Origin of the sequence: Burkholderia sp. BCC1996 (assembly GCF_905339955.1) — a bacterium.
Lineage (GTDB): Bacteria > Pseudomonadota > Gammaproteobacteria > Burkholderiales > Burkholderiaceae > Burkholderia.
Window position 1 is genome coordinate 313,094 of sequence record NZ_CAJPHM010000007.1, and the last position, 19,039, is coordinate 332,132.

Below are 19,039 nucleotides of genomic sequence, written 5' to 3' on the forward strand. Positions count from 1 at the left end.
TGTCCGAACCCGACTTTACTCCATCGTCATGAGCTACCAGCTTCAATTCGGCGAGCTCGCCGAATACGCCGGCGTGTTCGCGAGCGGCGCGGCGATCACGCTCGCGCTCACCGCGGTCGCGACCGTGCTCGGCGTGGCGCTCGGCGTGCTCGGCGCGGCCGCGTACAGTGCCGACGCGCGCGCGGCCGTGCGGCTGCGCCCGCTGATCGGCGCGTACGTCGAGGCGATCCGCAACACGCCGTTCGTCGTCCAGCTGTTCTTCATCTTCTTCGGCTTGCCCGCGCTCGGCGTGCACATCGACGAATACACGGCCGCGATCCTCGCGATGACGCTCAATCTCGGCGCGTACTCGGTCGAGATCGTGCGCGCGGGCGTCGCCGCCGTCCCGAAAGGGCATCTGGAGGCGGCGTCCGCGCTTGCGATGTCGCGCGCGCAGATGCTGCGCCACGTCGTGCTGCCGCAGGCGCTCGCCAAGGTGTTTCCGGCGCTGTCGAGCCAGATCGTGATCACGATGCTCGGCTCGGCGGTCGTGTCGCAGATCTCGGTGGCCGACCTGACCTATGCGGCCGGCTACATTCAGTCGCGCAACTTCCGCGCGTTCGAGACGTACTTCGTCATCGCGCTCGCGTATCTGGCGATGGCGCTGCTGCTGCGTGCCACGCTCGGCTCGATGGGGCGCCGCCTGTTCTCCCGTCGCGTGCGAGGTGCGCGATGATCGACTTCACGTTCGGGCAGATTCTCGCGAACCTGCTGCTGGCCGCGCGCTGGACGATCGTACTGTCGATCGTGTCGTTCCTGTCCGGCGGCGTCGTCGGCCTCGGGCTGCTCGTGATGCGCGTGTCGAGCTCCACGCTGCTGCGCGGCATCGCGAAGCTGTACATCGAGATATTCCAGGGCACCCCGTTGCTGATGCAACTGTTCATCGTGTTCTTCGGCCTGCCGCTCGTCGGGCTCGACGTGCCGCCGTGGATCGCGGCCACCGCAGGGCTCACGTTCTTCACCAGCGCGTATCTCGCGGAGATCTGGCGCGGCTGCGTCGAGGCCGTGCCGAAAGGGCAGTGGGAGGCGTCGGCGAGCCTGGCCATGAGCTACGTCGAGCAGTTGCGTCACGTGATCCTGCCGCAGGCCGCGCGCATCGCGATCGCACCGACGGTCGGCTTCGGCGTGCAGGCCGTGAAGGATACGGCACTCGTGTCGATCATCGGCTTCACCGAGCTGACGAAGGTCGGCATCGCGATCTCGAACGCGACGTTCCGGCCGTTCGTCGTGTACGGCCTCGTCGCGCTGATCTATTTCGCGCTCTGTTATCCGCTTACCCGTTATGCGCGCACGTTGCAAAGGAGATGGCATGCCGCTCGTTGAAACCCGTGGTCTCGAAAAGAACTTCGGCACCCATCATGTGCTCAAGGGCATCGATTTTTCCGTCGAGCGCGGGCAGGTCGTCTCGATCATCGGCCGCAGCGGCTCGGGCAAGAGCACGCTGCTGCGCACGCTCAACGGACTCGAGAGCATCGACGCGGGCACGATCTCGATCGACGGCGAACGCGTCGATGCGCGGCACGCGGACCTGCGTGCGCTGCGGCTGAAGGTCGGCATGGTGTTCCAGCAATACAACCTGTTTCCGCACCTGAGCGCCGGGCAGAACGTGATGCTCGCGCAGTCGGTCGTGAAAAAGTCGCATCGCCAGCAGGCGCGCGCGATCGCGGAACTGATGCTCGAGCGCGTCGGCCTCGGCGACAAGTTCGACGCGTTTCCGGAACAGCTGTCGGGCGGCCAGCAGCAGCGCGTCGCGATCGCGCGTGCGCTCGCGATGAAGCCGAGCGTGCTGCTGTGCGACGAAATCACGTCCGCGCTCGATCCCGAGCTCGTCGGCGAGGTGCTGGGCGTCGTCGCGCAGCTTGCGCGCGAGGACATGACGTTGATCATGGTCACGCACGAGATGAACTTCGCGCGGGCGGTGAGCGACCGGATCGTGTTCATGCACCAGGGCAGGGTGTGGGAGAGCGGGACGGCCGAAGAGATTTTCGAGCGGCCGCAGACGGTGGAGCTGACGCGGTTCCTGGGCAGCGTCCGGAACACGGAAGCGGTTGCGCGCTGATTCGCGATGCCCGCGGGGTGCTGACACGGTCGCCCCGATCGTCGACAATCCGGCTCGTGCGCCGCGCCCGCGCGTGCCAAGCCAGCCGAGAGAGTCTTCCATGTCCGTAATATCCGTCAGGATCGCCCACCTCGACGATGCGCAGGCGATCGCCGATTTTCACGTCAAGGTCTGGCGGCATACCTATCGCGATCTCGCGCCGGCGCAGGCGCATGCCGTCCTCGACGAGCGCCATCGCGGCAGGGCATGGCGGGAAAAGCTGGCGTCGAACGCGGGCGACCAATTGGTGCTCGTGGCGGAAACCGACGGCACGATCGTCGGCATCGGCGCGGCCGGCGCGCCGTCGGAGCCGATCTTCGGCGGCCGTGGCGAGATCAAGTTCCTGTACGTCGATCCCGGGTTCAAGCGTCGCGGCATCGGCCGCACGCTGCTCGCCCGGCTCGCAACGCATCTGCAAACGATGCGGTACCAGGGCGCGGCGTTGAGTGTCGTCAAGGGAAACGACGCCGCGATCGCCTTTTACGCGTCGTTGAACGGCCGGCTGGCCGGCGAGTACGTCGATGCGGGGCCGATCTGGCGATCGCAGAACATCGTGATGGTGTGGGACGACCTGACGAGTCTCGTTGCATGAGTGCGCCTGCTGCCACGCGCACGCGCGTCACACCGACGTGCGCGTTGCCGATTGCCGGAATGCGGATGCCCGGCAGCCCGCGCGTTCTACTTCACGTCCCGCGCCACACGAAACCCGTTTGCCGAATAACGTACGCTGCTGTCGTACTTGAAGCGTGTCGAAACGGGCATGTAGCCTGCACCATCCCGCCACGAGCCGCCGCGGATGACGCGGACCTGGCAATTCGGCTCGTCCCATGAGCGGCCGTCGGCAGGCGCATTCCTGTACGAGTTGTGCCAGCAATCGCTGACCCATTCCCATACGCTGCCACCCATGTCGTAGAAGCCGAGCGGATTGGCCGCGAACGAGCCGACGTTGTCCGGTGCGTCGGCATGCCAAGGCTGACCGCAGTCCTTGCAGTTGGCGTTGCCCGGGCGCATCTCGTTGCCCCACCAGTAGCGCGTCGCGGTGCCGCCACGGGCCGCGAATTCCCATTCGGCCTCGGTCGGCAGCCGGTAAGACTTGCCGCTGATTTTCGACAGCCACTTGACGTACAGTTGCGCATCGTCCCAACTCAGGTCGCGCACCGGCGCGTTCGCCGCCGTGTTGCTGTCGTTGGGCAGGCGCGGGCAGGCGCCCGCGTCGCGGCATGCGTTCCACTGCGCAACCGTCACGCCGTACTTCGCCAACGCAAAGCCGTGATCGAGCGTCACGCGATGCGCAGGCTTTTCCGACGGATCGCCCGAATTGCTGCCCATCGTGAAAGCCCCCGGACTGACCGCCAGCATGGCGGGGCAGGCAGGGCAATCGTGGATTTCATTGGCGGCCGTCGCGCCGCCTTTCTGCGGCGGTGCCGACGGGGCCGCCGCGGCAGCGGGCGGCGGCGCTTTCGGCGTCGAGCCGGACGTGTGCGCGGGCTGCGCCGGCGCAGGTGCCGGAGCCGGAGCCGGAGCCGAAACGGCGGCGGGGGCCGGCGCGGCGCTCGCCGTCTGCGCGGGCGCGGACGCCGCTGGCGCCTTGGGCGCGGCCGCGCGCAGTCGCGCGAGACGAGCCTGCGCCAACTGCGCGAAGCGGCCGTTCGGGTAGGTCTTCAGATAGGCTTCGTAGTCGCCCGCCTCCTTGCTGTCCTTGATCGACTCCCAGAACGTGATTTCGTACTGTTCGGCGCTGTCTTTCGGCATCACGCCGCGGCTATCGAGCGCCACGATGCCGACGTCGGCCAGCACGTCGGATCGTTGCGCCGTACCGCCGCCGGCATGCGCGTCGCCGATTCCAGCGCGACGCGCCCCGGTGAACGCCAACGTCGCTGCCGCACCGGACAGGGAAGACGCGATCCACGGCGTCTGCCGATGCCCGGTGGCGCGTTCGACCATCGCGCCGGCACGGTCGAAGACCTGTGCGATCCCGAGCCCCGGCACCGCGAGCGTCTGCAGCAGCGCTGCCGTGTAGACGCCGTGCGCCGTACCGTCGGCCGCACCTGCGCCCGGCGCTGCCGCGTATGCGACGAGCGTATGCGGCGGCGGCTCGGGGGCCGCCACGTGGCCGGCACCGGGAGGCGCGATCAGACAGGAATCCAGAATGATCAGATCAATCCGGTCGCCGCGCGGCCGCGACGTCGCGTCGAACACGGTTTGCAGGTCGATACCCGTTCGCGACAGGCTGGCCGGCGCGCCGACGTCGGCATCGACCGGCGCGAGCCATGTCGTTGCGCCGACGCTGGCGCCGTGGCCCGCGAAATAGACCAGCCCGGTGCCGCCGGCCGCGCCGTGGCGTTCGAACGCGGCAAGCCCGTCGAGCATCTGCTGCCGGGTTGCGTTGCGCAACGTGATGACGTCGAAGCCGAGCGCGCGCAGCGCGTCGCTCATTGCATCGGCGTCATGAACGGGATTGGCGAGCGGATGATCGCGATAGGCGCCGTTGCCGATCACGAGCGCGACGCGCCGCGGTTCGGCTGACGGGGCGCGCGCGGACGCCGACGGCGGTGCGGGAAAAGCATGCATGTCCTCGCCGGAGCACGTGCTCGATGCCACCGAGATCGACGCAAGCAGGCATGCGGGCAGGAGTATTCGCCACATGTTGAGCCCCCTAGGGTGCGCCGTCGGACCCGATGCCGAAGGCGGAGCGCAGCCATTGCCGGGTGTTCGGTCGCGGCGAGCGCAATGCCGGCTTGCGGCAGGCACGGGCGCGGCCGGGACACATTCAAGATAGCACGTGCGCCTGGCGGCGATCACCGGATCCACCCGCGGGTCTTGCAAAAAACGGACATACGTATCCGCGCATCGCGGCCGGCCCGTTACCCTGGAACATCGTTATGTGCCTTCCTGTCGATTACGTCCTAAGCTGTTAGACACGCTCCACTGTCCGACGCCGCGCGCCGCCATCCACGCGAGGAGCAACACGATGCGAAGAAGGGCTACCTTGTTGGCTTTGGCCGCCACCGTCCTGGCGCCGAGGATCGCGTTCGCCGCCGGGCGTACGACTTCGCCGCCCGGCGCCGAGGCCTACATCATCTGGCCGTCCGACGGCGCAACGATCACGGGCGGCAAGTTCTGGGTGCGCATGGGCCTGCGCAACATGGGCATCTGCCCGAAAGGCATCGAGCGGCCCAACGTGGGCCACCATCATCTGCTCATCGATACCGATCTCCCGCCGCTGGACCAGCCGATACCGTCGGACCGGAATCACCTCCATTACGGTGCCGGTCAAACCGAGGCGCGTATCGAGCTGCCACCCGGCAAGCACACGCTGCAGATGCTGATGGGCGACCACGACCACGTGCCGCACGATCCGCCGGTGTATTCGAAGAAGATCACGATCACGGTCAAGTAGCGCGCCATCCCGCGCCTGCCGCCCGAACCGGGAATTGCCGCCATGAACAAGCTCATCCTCTTCGCCGTTGCCGTGACGCTGCTATGGACGGGGGCGGCGACCGCAGAGACCGGCACGCATCCCCCGAAGGCCGTCGTCTACATCGGCTGGCCCAACGATGGCCAGGTGATGCCGGCCGGACGTCCGTTCCGCGTGTGGTTCGGCTTGCGCGACATGGGTGTCGCGCCGTCGCACGTGCAGTTTCCGAACACGGGCCACCATCACCTGCTGGTCGATACGGACCTGCCGCCGATGGACCAGCCGATTCCGTCCGACCGCAATCACCTGCATTTCGGCGCGGGCGAGACCGAGACCACGCTGGAGCTTCCGCCGGGCAAGCACACGCTGCAGCTCCTGATGGGCGACGCCAACCACGTGCCGCACAATCCCCCCGTCTACTCGAAGAAAATCACGATCTACGTGAAGTGACGTCGCGCACGCCGATCGGCGATCGCTGACGTACGCGCGCTCGCGCTCACGCGAGCAGGTGAGCAGGCGGGCGCCGGACGGCGACGCGGCCGCCCGATGCGCCAAGTGTCGGCGCACACCCGACATCCCGAGCCCGAACTGTCTGCGACGCCCCATCACGCACCGCTGATCCGGGTGCCGCGCGCACGTCGCTCCAATTCCCGTCTTCGTGACCCGGACCCGCGCCGGCAAGCCTGCCGGCACGATTGCCGCCGCCCCCGCGAGCGGCTGGCACGCCCCATGCGAGATGAGACGCGAGCGTGCCACGCTGCAGCATCGACACCAACACTTCCGCCGATCCCGCATCGTCGCCGCGTTCCGCCCAAGGAGTCGATCGTGAACACCTGCCTGTCGCCGACTGCCACGCGCAACTGCCGCGGCCTCATGCGTTCGCTGGCCCGCATCGCCGGTTCCGCCGGCGCATGCGCGGCATTGCTGTCCGGCTGCATGGACCTGAACGTGCCCGTCTACCAGCGCCCCGAGATGCCGGCAAAGACCACCTGGGCGCATGCGCGCGGGCCGGTATCCGCGTCGGACGCGGTCAACGCCGAGTGGTGGAAGAGCTTCGACGATCCGACGCTCGACGCGCTCATCGACAAGGCCATCGCGGGCAACGTCGATATCAAGGTGCTGGCGGCGCGCATCGGCGTGGCCGGCGCGCAGGTCGGCGAAGTCCAGGCGGGCGCGCTGCCGAGCGCCGATCTCGGCGCGGGCGTGGACTTCGAGAAGAACACGCATCAGACGCTGTCGAAGTCCTACAACCTCGGCAGCCAGGTGAACTGGGAGATCGACATCTGGGGCAAGGTCGAGAAAGGCGTGCAGGCGCAGAAGGCCGAATACCGCGCGACCGAGGCCGACTGGCGCGCCGGCTACCTGACGCTCGTCGCCGACGTGTCGAGCACGTATTTCCGGATCCTCCAGTTCGACGACCAGATCGAGCAGGAACAGCGCACGCTCGACAAGAACCGGAAGATCCTCGCGATCTACCAGTCGATGCTGGCGAACGGCATCGCGCCGCAGACCGAAGTGCTGCGGCAGAGCGCGGAGATCAACGGGCTGGCGAACGAACTGATCGAACTGCACCGCTCGCGCGACACGGCCGAGAACGCGCTCGCGACGCTGCTGGGCGTGCCGGCCGGCGAATTCAGGATGCCTGCCGGCCATCTCCGGCAGCGCGTCAAGCTGCCGGACGTGCCGATGGGGCTGCCCGCGCAACTGCTGGCGCGCCGGCCGGATGTCGTCGCCGCGCAGTACCGCGTGCTCGAATCGTATGACGAAGTGGGCGCGGCGAAGCTGGCGCAGCTGCCGTCGATCAGCCTGACCGGGCGTGGCGGCACCGCGGCGTTCGCGCTGTCGGATCTCTTCAAGGCGTTCACGTTCAGCTTCCTGCCGAGCATCAACCTGCCGATGTTCGACCCGGGCGTGCGCGCGCACATCAAGACGACCGAGGCGCAGACCAAGGTCGCCGAGCAGCAGTACCGGCAGACCGTGTTTACCGCGTTCAAGGAGGTGGAAAATGCACTCGTCGATCTCGACGCGCACAAGCAGCAGCGCATACAGCTTCAGCAGCAGAGCACGCGTCTGCGCACCGTCGCAGCGCAGGTCGAGGCGCAGCTCAAGGAAGGGCTCGTCTCGCAACTCGAGGTGCTCGAATCGGAGCGTTCGGTGGCATCCGCGGAACTCGCGCTGCTCGCCAATCATCAGCAGATCCTGAGCGACACGGTCACGCTCTACAAGGCGATCGGCGGCGGCTGGCGCGCGGTCGAAATCTCGAATGCAGGCAGCGAGCCGACCGGCCACGCGCTGCAATGAACACGCCAGCCCTGCGCAGCCGTGCGATCGGCGCCAGCCGATTGACTACCGCCATCCGTCGCCTAAACTTTTTTCACGATCGTGCCGCCACGTGCGTTGGCGGTGCGGCTTCACTCAGGTGGTTCCAAAGCGCGTCGCGTTGCCTGCGCCGCGTCTCCATTGGCGGGCGCATGTCGATCGTTGGCCGAATCATGGTTCCAGACGCCGCTTCGATTGCCGAGAAACACGCCGCGCTCGACCGGCAGTTCGACATCGTGCTCAAGCCGGTTTCGCATCCGGAGCTGAGCGAGATCCGGATCGACCACGCGCTGTTCGCCGTCGGGCGCACCAACACGCCGTTCGCGTCCGCGAGGCCCGAACTGGTGGCCGACCTGTCGCGCCGCCATGCGCGCATCTTCTTCGAAGGCAGCGCGGCCTACGTCGCCGATCTCGGCAGCAAGAACGGTACGGCCGTCAACGGTGTCGAGGTCGGCGACAAGCCGCACCTGCTGCGCGACGGCGACGAACTGCGCTTCGCCGGCGCGCTCGCGTACCGCGCCGCGTTCGTACCGCGCGCGACGCATCGGCCGGCGCGGCCGGCCGTCGTCACGCTGGCGCCGGAGCGCGGCGATCTCGGCCTGCAACCGGTCATCATTACCGCCTTCCCGTTCCTCGTGAGCAAGACCGACGACACGTTCGCCTGCTACCGGAACGCGTATCCGCATCAAGTCAACTACCTGTCGCGGCGTCATGCGCACATCTACGTGCAGGACGGCGAGGTCTTCGTGGAAGACCTCGGCAGCACGAACGGCACGTTCGTCGACGGCCGGCGCCTCGACGAGCATGCGGTGCCGCTCGGCGACGGCGCGCTGCTCGCGTTCGGCGGCGATCATTTCGTCTATCGCGTCGGGGTGCAGCGCGAGCCGGGGCCGGACTCCACCGTGACGGCCGCATCGTCGCCCGGCGCCGCCGCGCATGCGGCCGCCGCGGACCCCGACCGGACCACCTTCGTCGATACCGCGCATTCGTTCCTCGACATCTTCTGCACGGTGCCGGCCGTTCAGCCGGACGACGAGGTCAACCCGCACGCCGCGCATGGCGCCGCCGAAACCGCGCATGACGCGCGCCGCCGGCGCGGCAGGATCGAAGTCTTCCTGTCGGAGCTGAGCGAGGCGTTCGGCGGCAGCGGGCACGTCAACCTGCGCCGGCTCGGCGGGTGGAGCGGCGCACTGCTCGCGGCGGTCGGCCTGCTGGTCGCGACGCTGTATTTCCAGGACGCGCCGCTGCGCGAGATGCACGCGCTGCTGGCGCGCGGCGACGCCGCGCAGGCGGCGCAACTCGCCGACCGCCATCTGGCCAGCCATCCCGACGACCCGGCGTTCGTCGCGCTGGGCACCGAGGCGCTCGTCCGGTCGAAAGTGCCGGACTGGATCGCCGCGATGAACGCGCGCGCCTTCGACCGCGCCCGTGCCGTCGTGCAGGACATGCGCACGCTGGCGCGCCACAACGCCGACGCCCGCCCGCTCGTCGACGAAGTCGCGTGGATCGGCGAACTGCAGGCGTTCGTCGCCGGGCGCGGCGGGGCGGAAGCGCCGATCCGCATCTATCGCGACGAAGCGCCGATCAAGGCGCTGACCGGCCGCTGGAACGACGACCCGGGTGCGCATCAGCGGCTGCTCGACCGGATTTCGTCATACGTTCCCGCGTTCGGCGTGCTGTATGCCGACGCGCTCAGTCAGCTGCGCCGGCTGCAAAGCGACAACTCCGTCTACGTGGCCGCGCTCGAGCGGCTGCAGCGCGCGATCGCGTCGGCGCTCGACGACGACCGGCTCGACGGTCTCCCGGCGCTGCTCGCCGACGACGAGCAGCGCTATCCGCGCCTCGGCGGCCTCGACGCGGTGCGGGCCGACCTGCAGCAGTACCTGCAGTTCGAGAGCGACGCGCGGGCCGGCCACGGGCCGGCCGTACTGGATCGCCTCAAGCAGTTCCGCTTCGCGACGCCGCAATTCGCCGCCCATGTCGCAACGCTGGAGCGGCTCGCTTCGTCGGGAGGGCGCAGTGAAGCTCGATAGTCTGCTCAAGCGCGCGCGCCAGGCGCCGCCGCCGGAGCCGCCACGCTCGCTGGGCGAGGCGCTGGAGGATCACAGCGTCGAAGGGATCGCGATCCTGACGGCGCGGCCGTGGCGGCTCACGCAGGCGACCATCATCGCGATGGTCGGGCTCGTCGTGTGTGCGCTGCTGTGGTCGTTCGTCGGCCGCGCCGACGTCATCGTGACGGCGCCGGGCGCGCTCGCGCCGGAGTCCGAGGTGCGCCGCATCTACGCGCCCGTCGACGGCGAGCTGGTGGACATCTACATCGCCGAAGGCCAGCCGGTCGAAAAGAACGACGTGATCGGCCGGATCAACGCGCGCGGCGCGATCGAGGCGGCGACCAACGCGCTCGATGCGCGCCTCAAGCTCGACGACGCGGAGCGCGAATGGAAGCAGTTTCCGGACAAGAAGCAGCTGATGGAGCGCAAGGCCGACGCGCTGAAGCAACAGATCGAGGTCGAGGAGCACCTGCACCAGAACCGCATTGCCGAAGGCACCAGCAAGCTCGCGCAGTCGCAGCACGCGCAGATCGACGAAGCGCGCAGCAATATCGACAACGCCCGCCACGCACTCGATCTCGCGAAGGACGAACAGGACAAGTACGCGCGCCTGTTCGCGCTGCCGGGCGGCGGCGGCGTGTCGCAGAGCCAGGTGGAACAGAAGCGCAGCGCCTACCTGCAGGCCCAGGACAGCTACCGCGTCGCGCAGGCGCGGCTCACGCAGCTCGAGGCGCAGCAGAGCCACGAGTTCGCGCAGGCGAAGGCGCAACTCGAAGGCAGCGGCGAGACGCTCGCCGGGCTGCGCATCCAGTACGACGCGACCGTGCGCGACATCGCGAACACCGAAGAGAAGCTGCGTCTGCAGGTGCAGACGGCGCGCCTCGCCGCGGATGCCGCCGCGCGGATCCGCTTCGAGAACATCGACAAGGACAATTTCCTGCTCGTGCTGGCGCCCGTCTCCGGCGTGATCACCGATGTGACCACGACGCAGCCCGGCGACAAGATCCTCGCCAACACGCCGCTCGGCAGCATCGCGCCGTCGGATGCGCGGCCGGTGGTGAAGGTCGCGATCGCGGAGCAGGACCGCGCGTTCCTTCACGAAGGCCTGCCCGTGAAGCTCAAGTTCAATGCGTTTCCGTATCAGCGCTACGGCGTGATCGACGGCACGCTCGAATACATTTCGCCGGCGACGAAGCCGCAGGCGCAGACGAAGGAACCCGTCTACGAGGGCCGGGTGGCGCTCGTGCGCAACGCGTACACGATTGCCGGCACGACCTACCCGCTGCGCTACGGCATGACGGCCACGGCGGAAATCGTGGTGCGCGAGCGCCGCCTGATCGGGTTCGCGCTGGACCCGTTCAGGCAGATCGCGGGCTGACGGTCGCCGCCACGGCGTAGTGGAACGCAGGCAAGCGGTGAGGCGAGGCACCGGCGGCGCATCAGGGCGAACCGCCGCTGACAGGGATCAAGGGGAACGAGATGACGGCAATAGTGCGTATCGACGACGAGGTGATCGGCACCGACGACTTCATCCGCGTGCTGAAGCTCAGCGGGCAGTTCGAGGGCCTCGTCGAACAGCAGGTTCGCGACCGGCTGACGGTGATCGCGGCAAGGAAGATGGGCATGCAGGTCACGCCGGAAGAAATCCAGGAGCGTGCCGACCAGTTTCGCCGCGTGCGCGGGCTGCACCGCGCCGCGGACATGAACCGCTACCTGGACGTGTTCGGCGTCAGTCTCGACGAGTTCGAGCGCTTCATCACCGATACGCTGTACCAGGAAAAGACGCTCGACACGGTGTGCAGCGATGCGGCCGTCGACGCGTACTTCAAGCTCAATTCGCCGAAGTTCGACAGCATCGAGGTCAGCCACATCGTGCTCGACTCGGAAGGCAAGGCGCGCGAGATGATGGCGATCCTCGAGGACGACCCGAGCTGCTTCGGCGACATGGCGCGCGAGCATTCGATCGCCGACACGAGCGAGCGCGGCGGCGTGATCGGCAAGGTGCTGCGCGGCTCGCTGAAGACGGATATCGAGGCCAAGGTGTTCAACGCGCACGTGGGCGACCTGCTCGGGCCGTTCGCGGCGCCCGACGGCGCGTTCTTCGAGATCTTCTCGGTGACCGCGAAACACCCGGCCGCGCTCGACGCCGACGTCGCGTCGGAGGTGCGCCGCCTGCTGCGCGAGGAGTGGCTCGCCGAGCGCGCGCAGGAACACATCATCGAGGCACGCTGATCACGGAGAACCGCATCGATGGACGCACAAGCCCCCGCCCCGGCCAGCACCCCGTCGCTCGCGGCGTTTCTCGCGTCGGTGGAGCCGCTGTCGCTCTTCTCGCACGACGAACTCGATCGCATGGCCGCCCATGCGCAGGTGCGCACCTATGGGTTCGGCGACACCGTCTGCAATCGCGGCGACCTCGCCGAGGGCCTGTATGTGCTGCGCAGCGGGTCCGTGCGCCTGATCGCCGACGAGCGCGGCAAGGAAACCAGCGTCGGCGTGCGCAAGGAACGCGAGGTGTTCGGCGAAATGGCGATGCTGCGCGAATACTGGCACGAGGTGTCGGTGCGCGCGTCGACGAAGACCGAGGTGCTGTGCATCCCGCGCAGCGCGATCGAACCGATCCTGCGCGACAACCCGGCCGCGCAGTCGTTCGTGACGAGCTATGTCGCGATCAGCTCGGCCGGCGGTTTCGTGACGCGGCTGTTCGACCTGCGCGGCAAGCTGACGCGCGCCGAGCTCGAGGAATACGTGTCGAGCGTCGGCGTGAAGCGCGTGCCGGCCGGCAAGGAGATCGTCCGGCAGGGCCCGGGCGGCGACCTGCGGCTGTACGTCGTGCGCCAGGGCGAGGTCAGCGTCTCGTGCCGCGAGGACGGCAACGACTATCCGCTCGCGACGCTCGGCGCGGGCGAGATCTTCGGCGAGCGCGCGTGCCTGCTGCGGCAGGAGCAGGCGGCGACCGTCACCGCCGTCACCGATACGCGCCTGCTCGTCATTCCGGAAAAGACCGTGCATTTCATGCTCGAGCGCAACCCGAAATTGCGCGAGGTGCTCGAGGAGCGCATCCGCTTCGTCGACCAGGAGCTGCAGCGGCAGAAGAAGCTCGCCGAACGGCGCCGCCATCCGCTGCAGATCGACATCGGCGCCGACGCCGCGTTCGGCGAGCGCATGATCAAGCGTTTCGTGCTGGTCGAGCAGGCGGAGGAAATGGATTGCGGGGCCGCGTGCCTCGCGATGATCTGCCGTCACTACGGCGTCGCGATGACGCTCGGCAAGCTGCGCGATCTGGCGAACGTGACGACCCAGGGCGCGACGCTCGACAGTCTCGCGCGCACCGGCGAGGCGGTCGGCTTCGCGACGCGCGGCGTGCAGTGCACGTACGAGGCGCTGCTCGGGTTCGACCTGCCGTTCATCGTGCACTGGGAGGGCTACCACTACGTCGTCGTGTACGGCGTGTCGAAGTCGTGGGTGCGGATCGCCGATCCGGCGCTCGGCTTCAGGAAGCTGAGCGTCGAGGCGTTCGAGCGCGGCTGGAGCGGCACCTGCCTGCTGTTTACCGCGAGCGGGCCGGCCGCGGCGCCGGCCGAGTCGCGCTCGCCCTGGGTGCGCTTCATCGGCTATCTGCGCCCTTACCGGAAGATCCTCGCGCACCTGTTCCTCGCGACGTTCGTGATCCAGATGCTCGGCGTCATACCGCCGCTCATCATCCAGAACATCCTCGACGGGGTCGTCGTGCACCAGAACGTCAGCCTGCTGCACCTGCTGATCGCCGGGCTCGTCGTTTCGCACGTGTTCACGCAATTGATGACCACGATCCGCGCGCATCTCTCCAACTTCATGGTGCGCAGCCTCGACTTCGCGATGATGTCGCAGTTCTACAAACACACGATGTCGCTACCGTATTCGTTCTTCGCGCGCCGCAAGAGCGGGGACGTGTTCGCGCGCTTCCAGGAGAACCAGACGATCCGGGCGTTCCTGACGGAGTCCACCGTGACCACCGCGCTCAATCTGCTGATGATCTTCATCTACTTCACGATCATGTTCCTCTACAACGTGAAGATGACGCTGGTGCTGATCGCGTTCGTGATCCCGATCATGGCGCTCACTGCACTCGCGACGCCGAAGCTGAAAGGCTATGCGCGCGAGGTGTTCGCCGCGTCCACCGATGCGAAGTCGCTGCTGATGGAGACGCTCGGCGGCGTCGAGACCGTGAAGGGCATGGGCATCGAGCGCTCGGTACGGCTGAAGTGGGAGCGCAAGTATGCGAAGGCGCTCGACGTCCAGTACCGCGCGCAGGCATTCAACATCCTGGTCGCGCTGGGCAGCCAGTTGCTGAATGCGGCGACCACCATCGTGATCCTGTGGGTCGGCGCGAATCTCGTGCTCGCCCATGAACTCAGCATCGGGCAACTGATCGCCTTCAATGCGTTCATGGGCAGCGTGCTGGCGCCGCTGATGGGACTCGTCGGCATGTGGAGCCTGATGAACGACGCGGCGGTGGCGATGGAACGGCTCGGCGACGTCCTCGACCTCGAACCCGAACAGCAGCCGTCCGGACTGGCCTCGCGCGTGCTGCTGCCCGACCTGCAGGGCGACATCGGCTTCGAGGGCGTGTATTTCCGCTACGGCGGCAACGAAACGCCTTACGTGCTCGAGAACATCAACTGCACGATCAAGCGCGGCGAGATGGTGGCCATCGTCGGGCGCAGCGGTTCGGGGAAAACCACGCTGGCGAAGCTGCTGGTGGGATTCTATGCGCCCACGGACGGCAAGATCGTGGTCGACGGATACGACATGAGCGCGATCGACAAGGCGTACTACCGCCAGCAGATCGGCTATGTGATGCAGTCCAATCTGGTGTTTTCCGGCTCGATTGCCGAGAACATCGCCTGCGGCGACACGAGCCCCGACTGGCGCCGCATGGAGGAGGTCGCCCGGATGGCCGACGCGCACGCCTTCATCAGCAAATTGCCGCTCGGCTACGAGCAGGTGGTGGGCGAGCGCGGCGTGGGCCTGTCGGGCGGCCAGATCCAGCGGCTCTGCATCGCGCGCGCGCTGTATCACGACCCGCGCCTGCTCGTGTTCGACGAGGCGACGTCGTCGCTCGACACGCAGTCGGAGAGCAACATCCTCGCGAACATGCACGAGATCCTGCAAGGGCGCACGGCGGTGATCATCGCGCACCGGCTCAGCACCATCATGCGGGCCGACAAGATCCTCGTGCTGTACGAAGGCGCGATCGTCGAACAGGGCTCGCACGACGAGCTGGTCGCCCTTCAGGGCATGTATTACCAGCTCGTGCAGAAACAGCTGGGCGCATCATGAAACTCTTCGACCCGCACGGATTCGGCAACTCCGCGGTCTCGTATGCCGGCCTGCTCGAGAAGATCGAGATCCTGCGCTCGATGCTGCGCTGGGCGCCCAAGCTCGAGCGTGTCGACATCGAGAAGCTGCTCAATCAGGCGAACGTGCTGCGCGACGAAGTCATGCAGATGTCGCGCAAGGAGCGCTTCGTCGAGGCCGCCGTGGCCGCGCCGCAGGCGCCCGACGCAGCCGATTCGGCCGACGCGCCGGAGGCGCCCGCGCCCGCGGTGCAACGACGGCGGCAGGCGCTGATCGAGCGCAGCTTCATCTTCGAGGGCATTTTCGGCGACAACCCGAAGCTGCTCGCCGCGCTCGAAATCGCCGAGAAGGCCGCGCCGACCGATCTGCCGGTGCTGATCGACGGCGAGAGCGGGACCGGCAAGGAGCTGATGGCGAAAGTCATCCACGCGAACGGGGCGCGCGCCGACCGGCCCTACATCTCGGTGAACTGCGGCGCGATTCCCGACAACCTGCTCGAATCCGAGCTGTTCGGGCACCGGCGCGGCGCGTTCACCGGCGCGTCGAACGATCGCAAGGGCAAGTTCGAGAGCGCGCACACCGGCACGATCTTCCTCGACGAAATCGGCGAATTGCCGCTGTCGGGCCAGGTCAAGCTGCTGCGCGTGCTGGAATCGCACGAGATCCAGCGGGTCGGCTCGGACGAGCCGATCAGCGTCGACACGCGCATCGTCGCGGCCACCAACAAGAACTTGCGGCAATTGAGCGAGCAGGGGCTCTTTCGCGAGGACCTGTTCTATCGCCTGAGCGTCATTCATCTGACCTTGCCCGCGCTGCGCGAGCGTCGCGACGAAATCCCGCTCTTGCTCGCCTACTTCGGCGACGAGGCGGCAGGGGCACTGAAGCGCAGGCCACTCAAGACGACGCCGAAGCTGCGCGACTTCCTGCTGACGTACGCGTATCCGGGCAACATCCGCGAACTGCGCAACCTCGTCTACCGTCTGTCGTGCCTCGCCGGCGAGGTCGCGGATATCGAGCACTTGCCCGAGGACATCCGGCCGAAAACCGGGTCGGCCGCCGTTCGCGCGACCGACGACGGCGCGTCAGGCAGGCCGATGTCGCTCAGCGACGCGAAGCGTGCGGCAAGCGACGAGGCGGAGCGCGCGTTTCTCGAACGGGGGTTGCAGGAGACCGGCGGCACCGTGGCTGAACTGGCGCGCCGTTGCGAGATGAACCGGTCGCACCTGCAGATGCTGCTCAAGAAGCACGGCATCCGTTCGAAAGCGTTCCGTCATCAGGACCCCGTGACGCCCGACAAGGACGCGTAGGCGTCGCGCGATCGTTCAGCGTTGCACGGAAGGATTGGCGAGCGTCCGGTCCGACGCATCGGGATCGGACGCGCGGATCACGACCGCGGTGACGTTGTCCCGGCCGCCCGCGCGCAACGCGAGGGCGACGAGCTCGTCCGTTGCGCGCGCGCAATCGCCGCAGGCGAGGGCGGCCGAGATGTCGGCTTCGTCGAGCTCGTTGCTCAGGCCGTCGCTGCACATCAGAAACATGTCGCCGTCGCATACATCGATGCGTCGTTCGTCGAGCTGCAGCTGCTCGGCGGCGCCGACCGCGCGCGTGATCACGTGCTGCGACGGGTGATGGCGCGCCTGCTGTGCGCTCAGGTGGCCCTGCGCCTGCAGTTCCGCGACGTGGCTGTGATCGAGCGTGAGCTGCGTCAGGCGCGCGTCGCGGTACAGGTAGATCCGGCTGTCGCCGGCCCACAGCCAGCCGCATTGGCGGCCGCTCGCGAGCAGCACCGCAACCGTGCTGCCGATCATGCGCACGCCGCGCCGGGCGGCCGATTCGCGCAATTGCGCGTTGACGGCATCGAGCGCGGTACGCGCCGCCGCGATGAAGTCCGCCAGCGTGGCCGGGGCGGCCAGCCGATCCAGCGCCTGCACGATCATCCGGCTCGCGAGGTCGCCGGCCGAATGTCCGCCCATGCCGTCCGCAACGGCCCACAGGCCACGGTGCGGCAACGCGAGGCAATCGTCTTCGTTGATCTCGCGAACCCGGCCCACGTCGGTGCGTGACGCCGAAGTCCATTGCAGTTCTGCGCTCACGGCGCGCCATTCCTTTTCGTTCAGGGCGGGTTCATGCCGATCAGGGCTTGTGAACGCGCATTGCCGGCCGGCTTGAAACCGGCGCTAGACGAGCCGGTTCCTGCCGTCCGCGCCGACCCCGACCACGATGTTCGCGCCAGGCGCCGAGTTCGCGACGTCGATGTTCTGGATCTGGTTGAGAACCTGGTTCGCGTAGAACGTGTTGTACGTCTGATAGAGGTTGACGACGGGCCCGAACGCAGGCGCCGGCGGCGTGTACGGCTGGATCCAGCCGAATACCCACGGCGCGCCTGCGCCGCGGATGAACGACATCGTCTTGCGGTCGATGTCGCGCTGCATGTGAAGGTCGGTAATTGCGAGCGTGGTCATGATGCGTCTCCGAATGGGGCTTGCCGACGAACCGGGTACCCGATACGTGCAAACCTCGTGCCATGCGTGACACGACCCGCGTGCGTGGCTCGGGCGCGGGCGTCGATCCGCCCGGGCGCCACGCGCGGCAAGGCAAGGCGCGATCGACACGCGTTGCTTGCATCCTAGTGCGTCGCGGCCTCGTCCCGCAATGGTTGTACGCGAGCCAACAGTCGGGGCCACGAACGTGGTCGCGAAACCGACACCTGCTCCGGCACATGCAGACGGCGGTCGGGCGCGCCGACTGGTGCTGCCGCACCAACAAAATCCCCGGCAAACGGTTGGCCGCGCGGCGACAGCGCGGTGCGCGGTTCGCCGGGCGCTTCCCGCCAGGCCTTGCACGGCGGGCGCCGCGAATAGTGGCACGCTTGATGCAGGTTAGTTGGCAACCGGCTGACCCATGAGCAACACGGGCGGCCGCCAACCTGCAGACGGAGCCCGTCATGGAACGCGACCTTCAACCAGTGAACAGCATTGCGGACGCAAGCGCGCAGGCAGCTTCGCTGTCCGGCGGCGTCGATGCACTGCCGCTCGGCGCGCACCTGGTTTCCGATCGCGGCGCCTACAGCCATCACGGCATCTACGTCGGCGACGGGCGCGTCGTCCACTACGCGGGGCTGTGCACGTCGCTGCATCGCGGCCCGATCGAGGAAGTCACGCTCGAACGCTTCGCCGCCGGTCACGCGGTGCGCGTCGTGCCGCATCCGTACGCCGCCTATGCGGGACGCACCGCAGTGCTGCGCGCGCGCTCGCGTCTGGGCGAAAACCGCTATCGCCTGCTCACGAACAACTGCGAGCACTTCTGCACGTGGTGCGTGGAAGGGACGGGCCACAGCGAGCAGGTTCGCACCTGCGTCATGCATCCGCGGACGGCCGTCCGGTTCGCGCTGTCCGTCTGCCGCGCGTTGCTCGCGGCGCGGCGCGCGGGCGGACGAGCTGCCGCGGCCGCCATCGCCGCCGCATGAGCGACGTCCCGGCGCGTTCGACATCGTCATCAGGGGGCTCAAATGAACGGAACCGAATCCTCGCTGCGCATGCAGGTCGACAAGTGGCTCGCGCCGAGCGCGCGCGTGCCGGCGCGCATCGTGCGCTTCAGCCGCCTGCCGGCGCAACGGCGGCGCTTCGTCTGCGTCGAGGCCGTGCATCCGGCCGGCACGATCGCGATCTTCTTCTTTCGTCACGACGACGGCTCGTGGTGCGTGTTCCCGCCGGCCGATCGGCGGCCCGCGATGATGTCGCAGGCGGCCTGACCGTGCGTGCGCGGCCGGGTGGT

At 67.9% G+C, this 19,039-nt stretch carries 17 protein-coding genes and 1 pseudogene; 14 read left to right on the forward strand and 4 right to left on the reverse strand.

Annotated features, from left to right (window positions below):
- Nucleotides 1–28 precede the first annotated feature (28 nt).
- The 4 genes from U4Z64_RS13220 to U4Z64_RS13235 all read left to right on the forward strand — a co-directional run bounded on the left by U4Z64_RS13220 (nt 29) and on the right by U4Z64_RS13235 (nt 2,729).
- Nucleotides 29–715 (forward strand): amino acid ABC transporter permease, encoded by a 687-nt coding sequence (locus U4Z64_RS13220; RefSeq protein WP_044846547.1) that lies wholly within the window; start codon nt 29–31, stop codon nt 713–715.
- Nucleotides 712–1,362, forward strand: coding sequence for an amino acid ABC transporter permease (locus U4Z64_RS13225; protein ID WP_321820188.1), 651 nt, complete (start codon nt 712–714; stop codon nt 1,360–1,362). Before U4Z64_RS13220 ends, U4Z64_RS13225 begins: the two co-directional genes overlap by 4 nt.
- On the forward strand, nt 1,349–2,098 hold the full coding sequence (locus U4Z64_RS13230) for an amino acid ABC transporter ATP-binding protein (protein ID WP_044846549.1): 750 nt from the start codon (nt 1,349–1,351) through the stop codon (nt 2,096–2,098). Before U4Z64_RS13225 ends, U4Z64_RS13230 begins: the two co-directional genes overlap by 14 nt.
- Before the next feature lie 100 nt (nt 2,099–2,198).
- Nucleotides 2,199–2,729, forward strand: coding sequence for a GNAT family N-acetyltransferase (locus U4Z64_RS13235; RefSeq protein ID WP_321820189.1), 531 nt, complete (start codon nt 2,199–2,201; stop codon nt 2,727–2,729).
- Between the two features lie 86 nt (nt 2,730–2,815).
- On the opposite strand, the gene U4Z64_RS37610 is transcribed toward U4Z64_RS13235, so the two are convergent.
- Entirely contained in the window at nt 2,816–4,081 is a 1,266-nt protein-coding gene (locus tag U4Z64_RS37610; RefSeq protein WP_415750573.1) for a formylglycine-generating enzyme family protein, read from the reverse strand.
- Nucleotides 4,082–4,084: 3 nt separating this feature from the next.
- A pseudogene (locus tag U4Z64_RS37615) lies at nt 4,085–4,783 on the reverse strand (caspase family protein); the annotation flags it as partial.
- 325 nt (nt 4,784–5,108) lie between these two features.
- Between U4Z64_RS37615 and U4Z64_RS13245 the strand changes: the two are divergent.
- The 8 genes from U4Z64_RS13245 to U4Z64_RS13280 all read left to right on the forward strand — a co-directional run bounded on the left by U4Z64_RS13245 (nt 5,109) and on the right by U4Z64_RS13280 (nt 16,572).
- Nucleotides 5,109–5,537, forward strand: coding sequence for a DUF4399 domain-containing protein (locus U4Z64_RS13245; protein WP_257772328.1), 429 nt, complete (start codon nt 5,109–5,111; stop codon nt 5,535–5,537).
- Between the two features lie 42 nt (nt 5,538–5,579).
- The gene (locus tag U4Z64_RS13250; RefSeq protein ID WP_124485920.1) at nt 5,580–6,005 is read left to right on the forward strand and encodes a DUF4399 domain-containing protein; all 426 of its coding nucleotides are present in this window, start codon (nt 5,580–5,582) and stop codon (nt 6,003–6,005) included.
- Nucleotides 6,006–6,428: 423 nt separating this feature from the next.
- Entirely contained in the window at nt 6,429–7,856 is a 1,428-nt protein-coding gene (locus U4Z64_RS13255; protein WP_321820231.1) for an efflux transporter outer membrane subunit, read from the forward strand.
- A 191-nt stretch (nt 7,857–8,047) separates the two neighbouring features.
- Nucleotides 8,048–9,907 carry an FHA domain-containing protein gene (locus U4Z64_RS13260; RefSeq protein ID WP_321820191.1) on the forward strand — a complete coding sequence of 620 codons (1,860 nt, stop codon included), beginning with the start codon at nt 8,048–8,050 and terminating at the stop codon, nt 9,905–9,907.
- The gene (locus U4Z64_RS13265) at nt 9,894–11,303 is read left to right on the forward strand and encodes an HlyD family secretion protein (protein ID WP_082088613.1); all 1,410 of its coding nucleotides are present in this window, start codon (nt 9,894–9,896) and stop codon (nt 11,301–11,303) included. Before U4Z64_RS13260 ends, U4Z64_RS13265 begins: the two co-directional genes overlap by 14 nt.
- Before the next feature lie 101 nt (nt 11,304–11,404).
- Entirely contained in the window at nt 11,405–12,157 is a 753-nt protein-coding gene (locus tag U4Z64_RS13270) for a peptidylprolyl isomerase (protein WP_044846561.1), read from the forward strand.
- A gap of 18 nt (nt 12,158–12,175) precedes the next feature.
- Entirely contained in the window at nt 12,176–15,247 is a 3,072-nt protein-coding gene (locus U4Z64_RS13275; protein WP_321820192.1) for a peptidase domain-containing ABC transporter, read from the forward strand.
- Nucleotides 15,244–16,572 carry a sigma-54 interaction domain-containing protein gene (locus tag U4Z64_RS13280; protein ID WP_124519828.1) on the forward strand — a complete coding sequence of 443 codons (1,329 nt, stop codon included), beginning with the start codon at nt 15,244–15,246 and terminating at the stop codon, nt 16,570–16,572. The genes U4Z64_RS13275 and U4Z64_RS13280 overlap by 4 nt, the downstream gene beginning before the upstream one ends.
- A 15-nt stretch (nt 16,573–16,587) precedes the next feature.
- Here the strand turns inward: U4Z64_RS13280 and U4Z64_RS13285 are convergent, their stop codons facing one another.
- Both U4Z64_RS13285 and U4Z64_RS13290 read right to left on the reverse strand, forming a co-directional pair.
- Nucleotides 16,588–17,358, reverse strand: coding sequence for a PP2C family protein-serine/threonine phosphatase (locus tag U4Z64_RS13285; RefSeq protein ID WP_321820193.1), 771 nt, complete (start codon nt 17,356–17,358; stop codon nt 16,588–16,590).
- Nucleotides 17,359–17,442: 84 nt separating this feature from the next.
- Nucleotides 17,443–17,727, reverse strand: coding sequence for a hypothetical protein (locus tag U4Z64_RS13290; protein WP_044846565.1), 285 nt, complete (start codon nt 17,725–17,727; stop codon nt 17,443–17,445).
- 482 nt (nt 17,728–18,209) lie between these two features.
- Between U4Z64_RS13290 and U4Z64_RS13295 the strand changes: the two genes are divergently transcribed.
- Together U4Z64_RS13295 and U4Z64_RS13300 are read left to right on the forward strand one after the other, a co-directional pair.
- Nucleotides 18,210–18,731: a lecithin retinol acyltransferase family protein gene (locus U4Z64_RS13295; protein WP_321820194.1), complete on the forward strand. Its 522-nt coding sequence runs from the start codon at nt 18,210–18,212 to the stop codon at nt 18,729–18,731.
- A gap of 42 nt (nt 18,732–18,773) precedes the next feature.
- Nucleotides 18,774–19,016, forward strand: coding sequence for a hypothetical protein (locus U4Z64_RS13300; protein ID WP_044846567.1), 243 nt, complete (start codon nt 18,774–18,776; stop codon nt 19,014–19,016).
- The last annotated feature ends 23 nt before the right edge of the window (nt 19,017–19,039 follow it).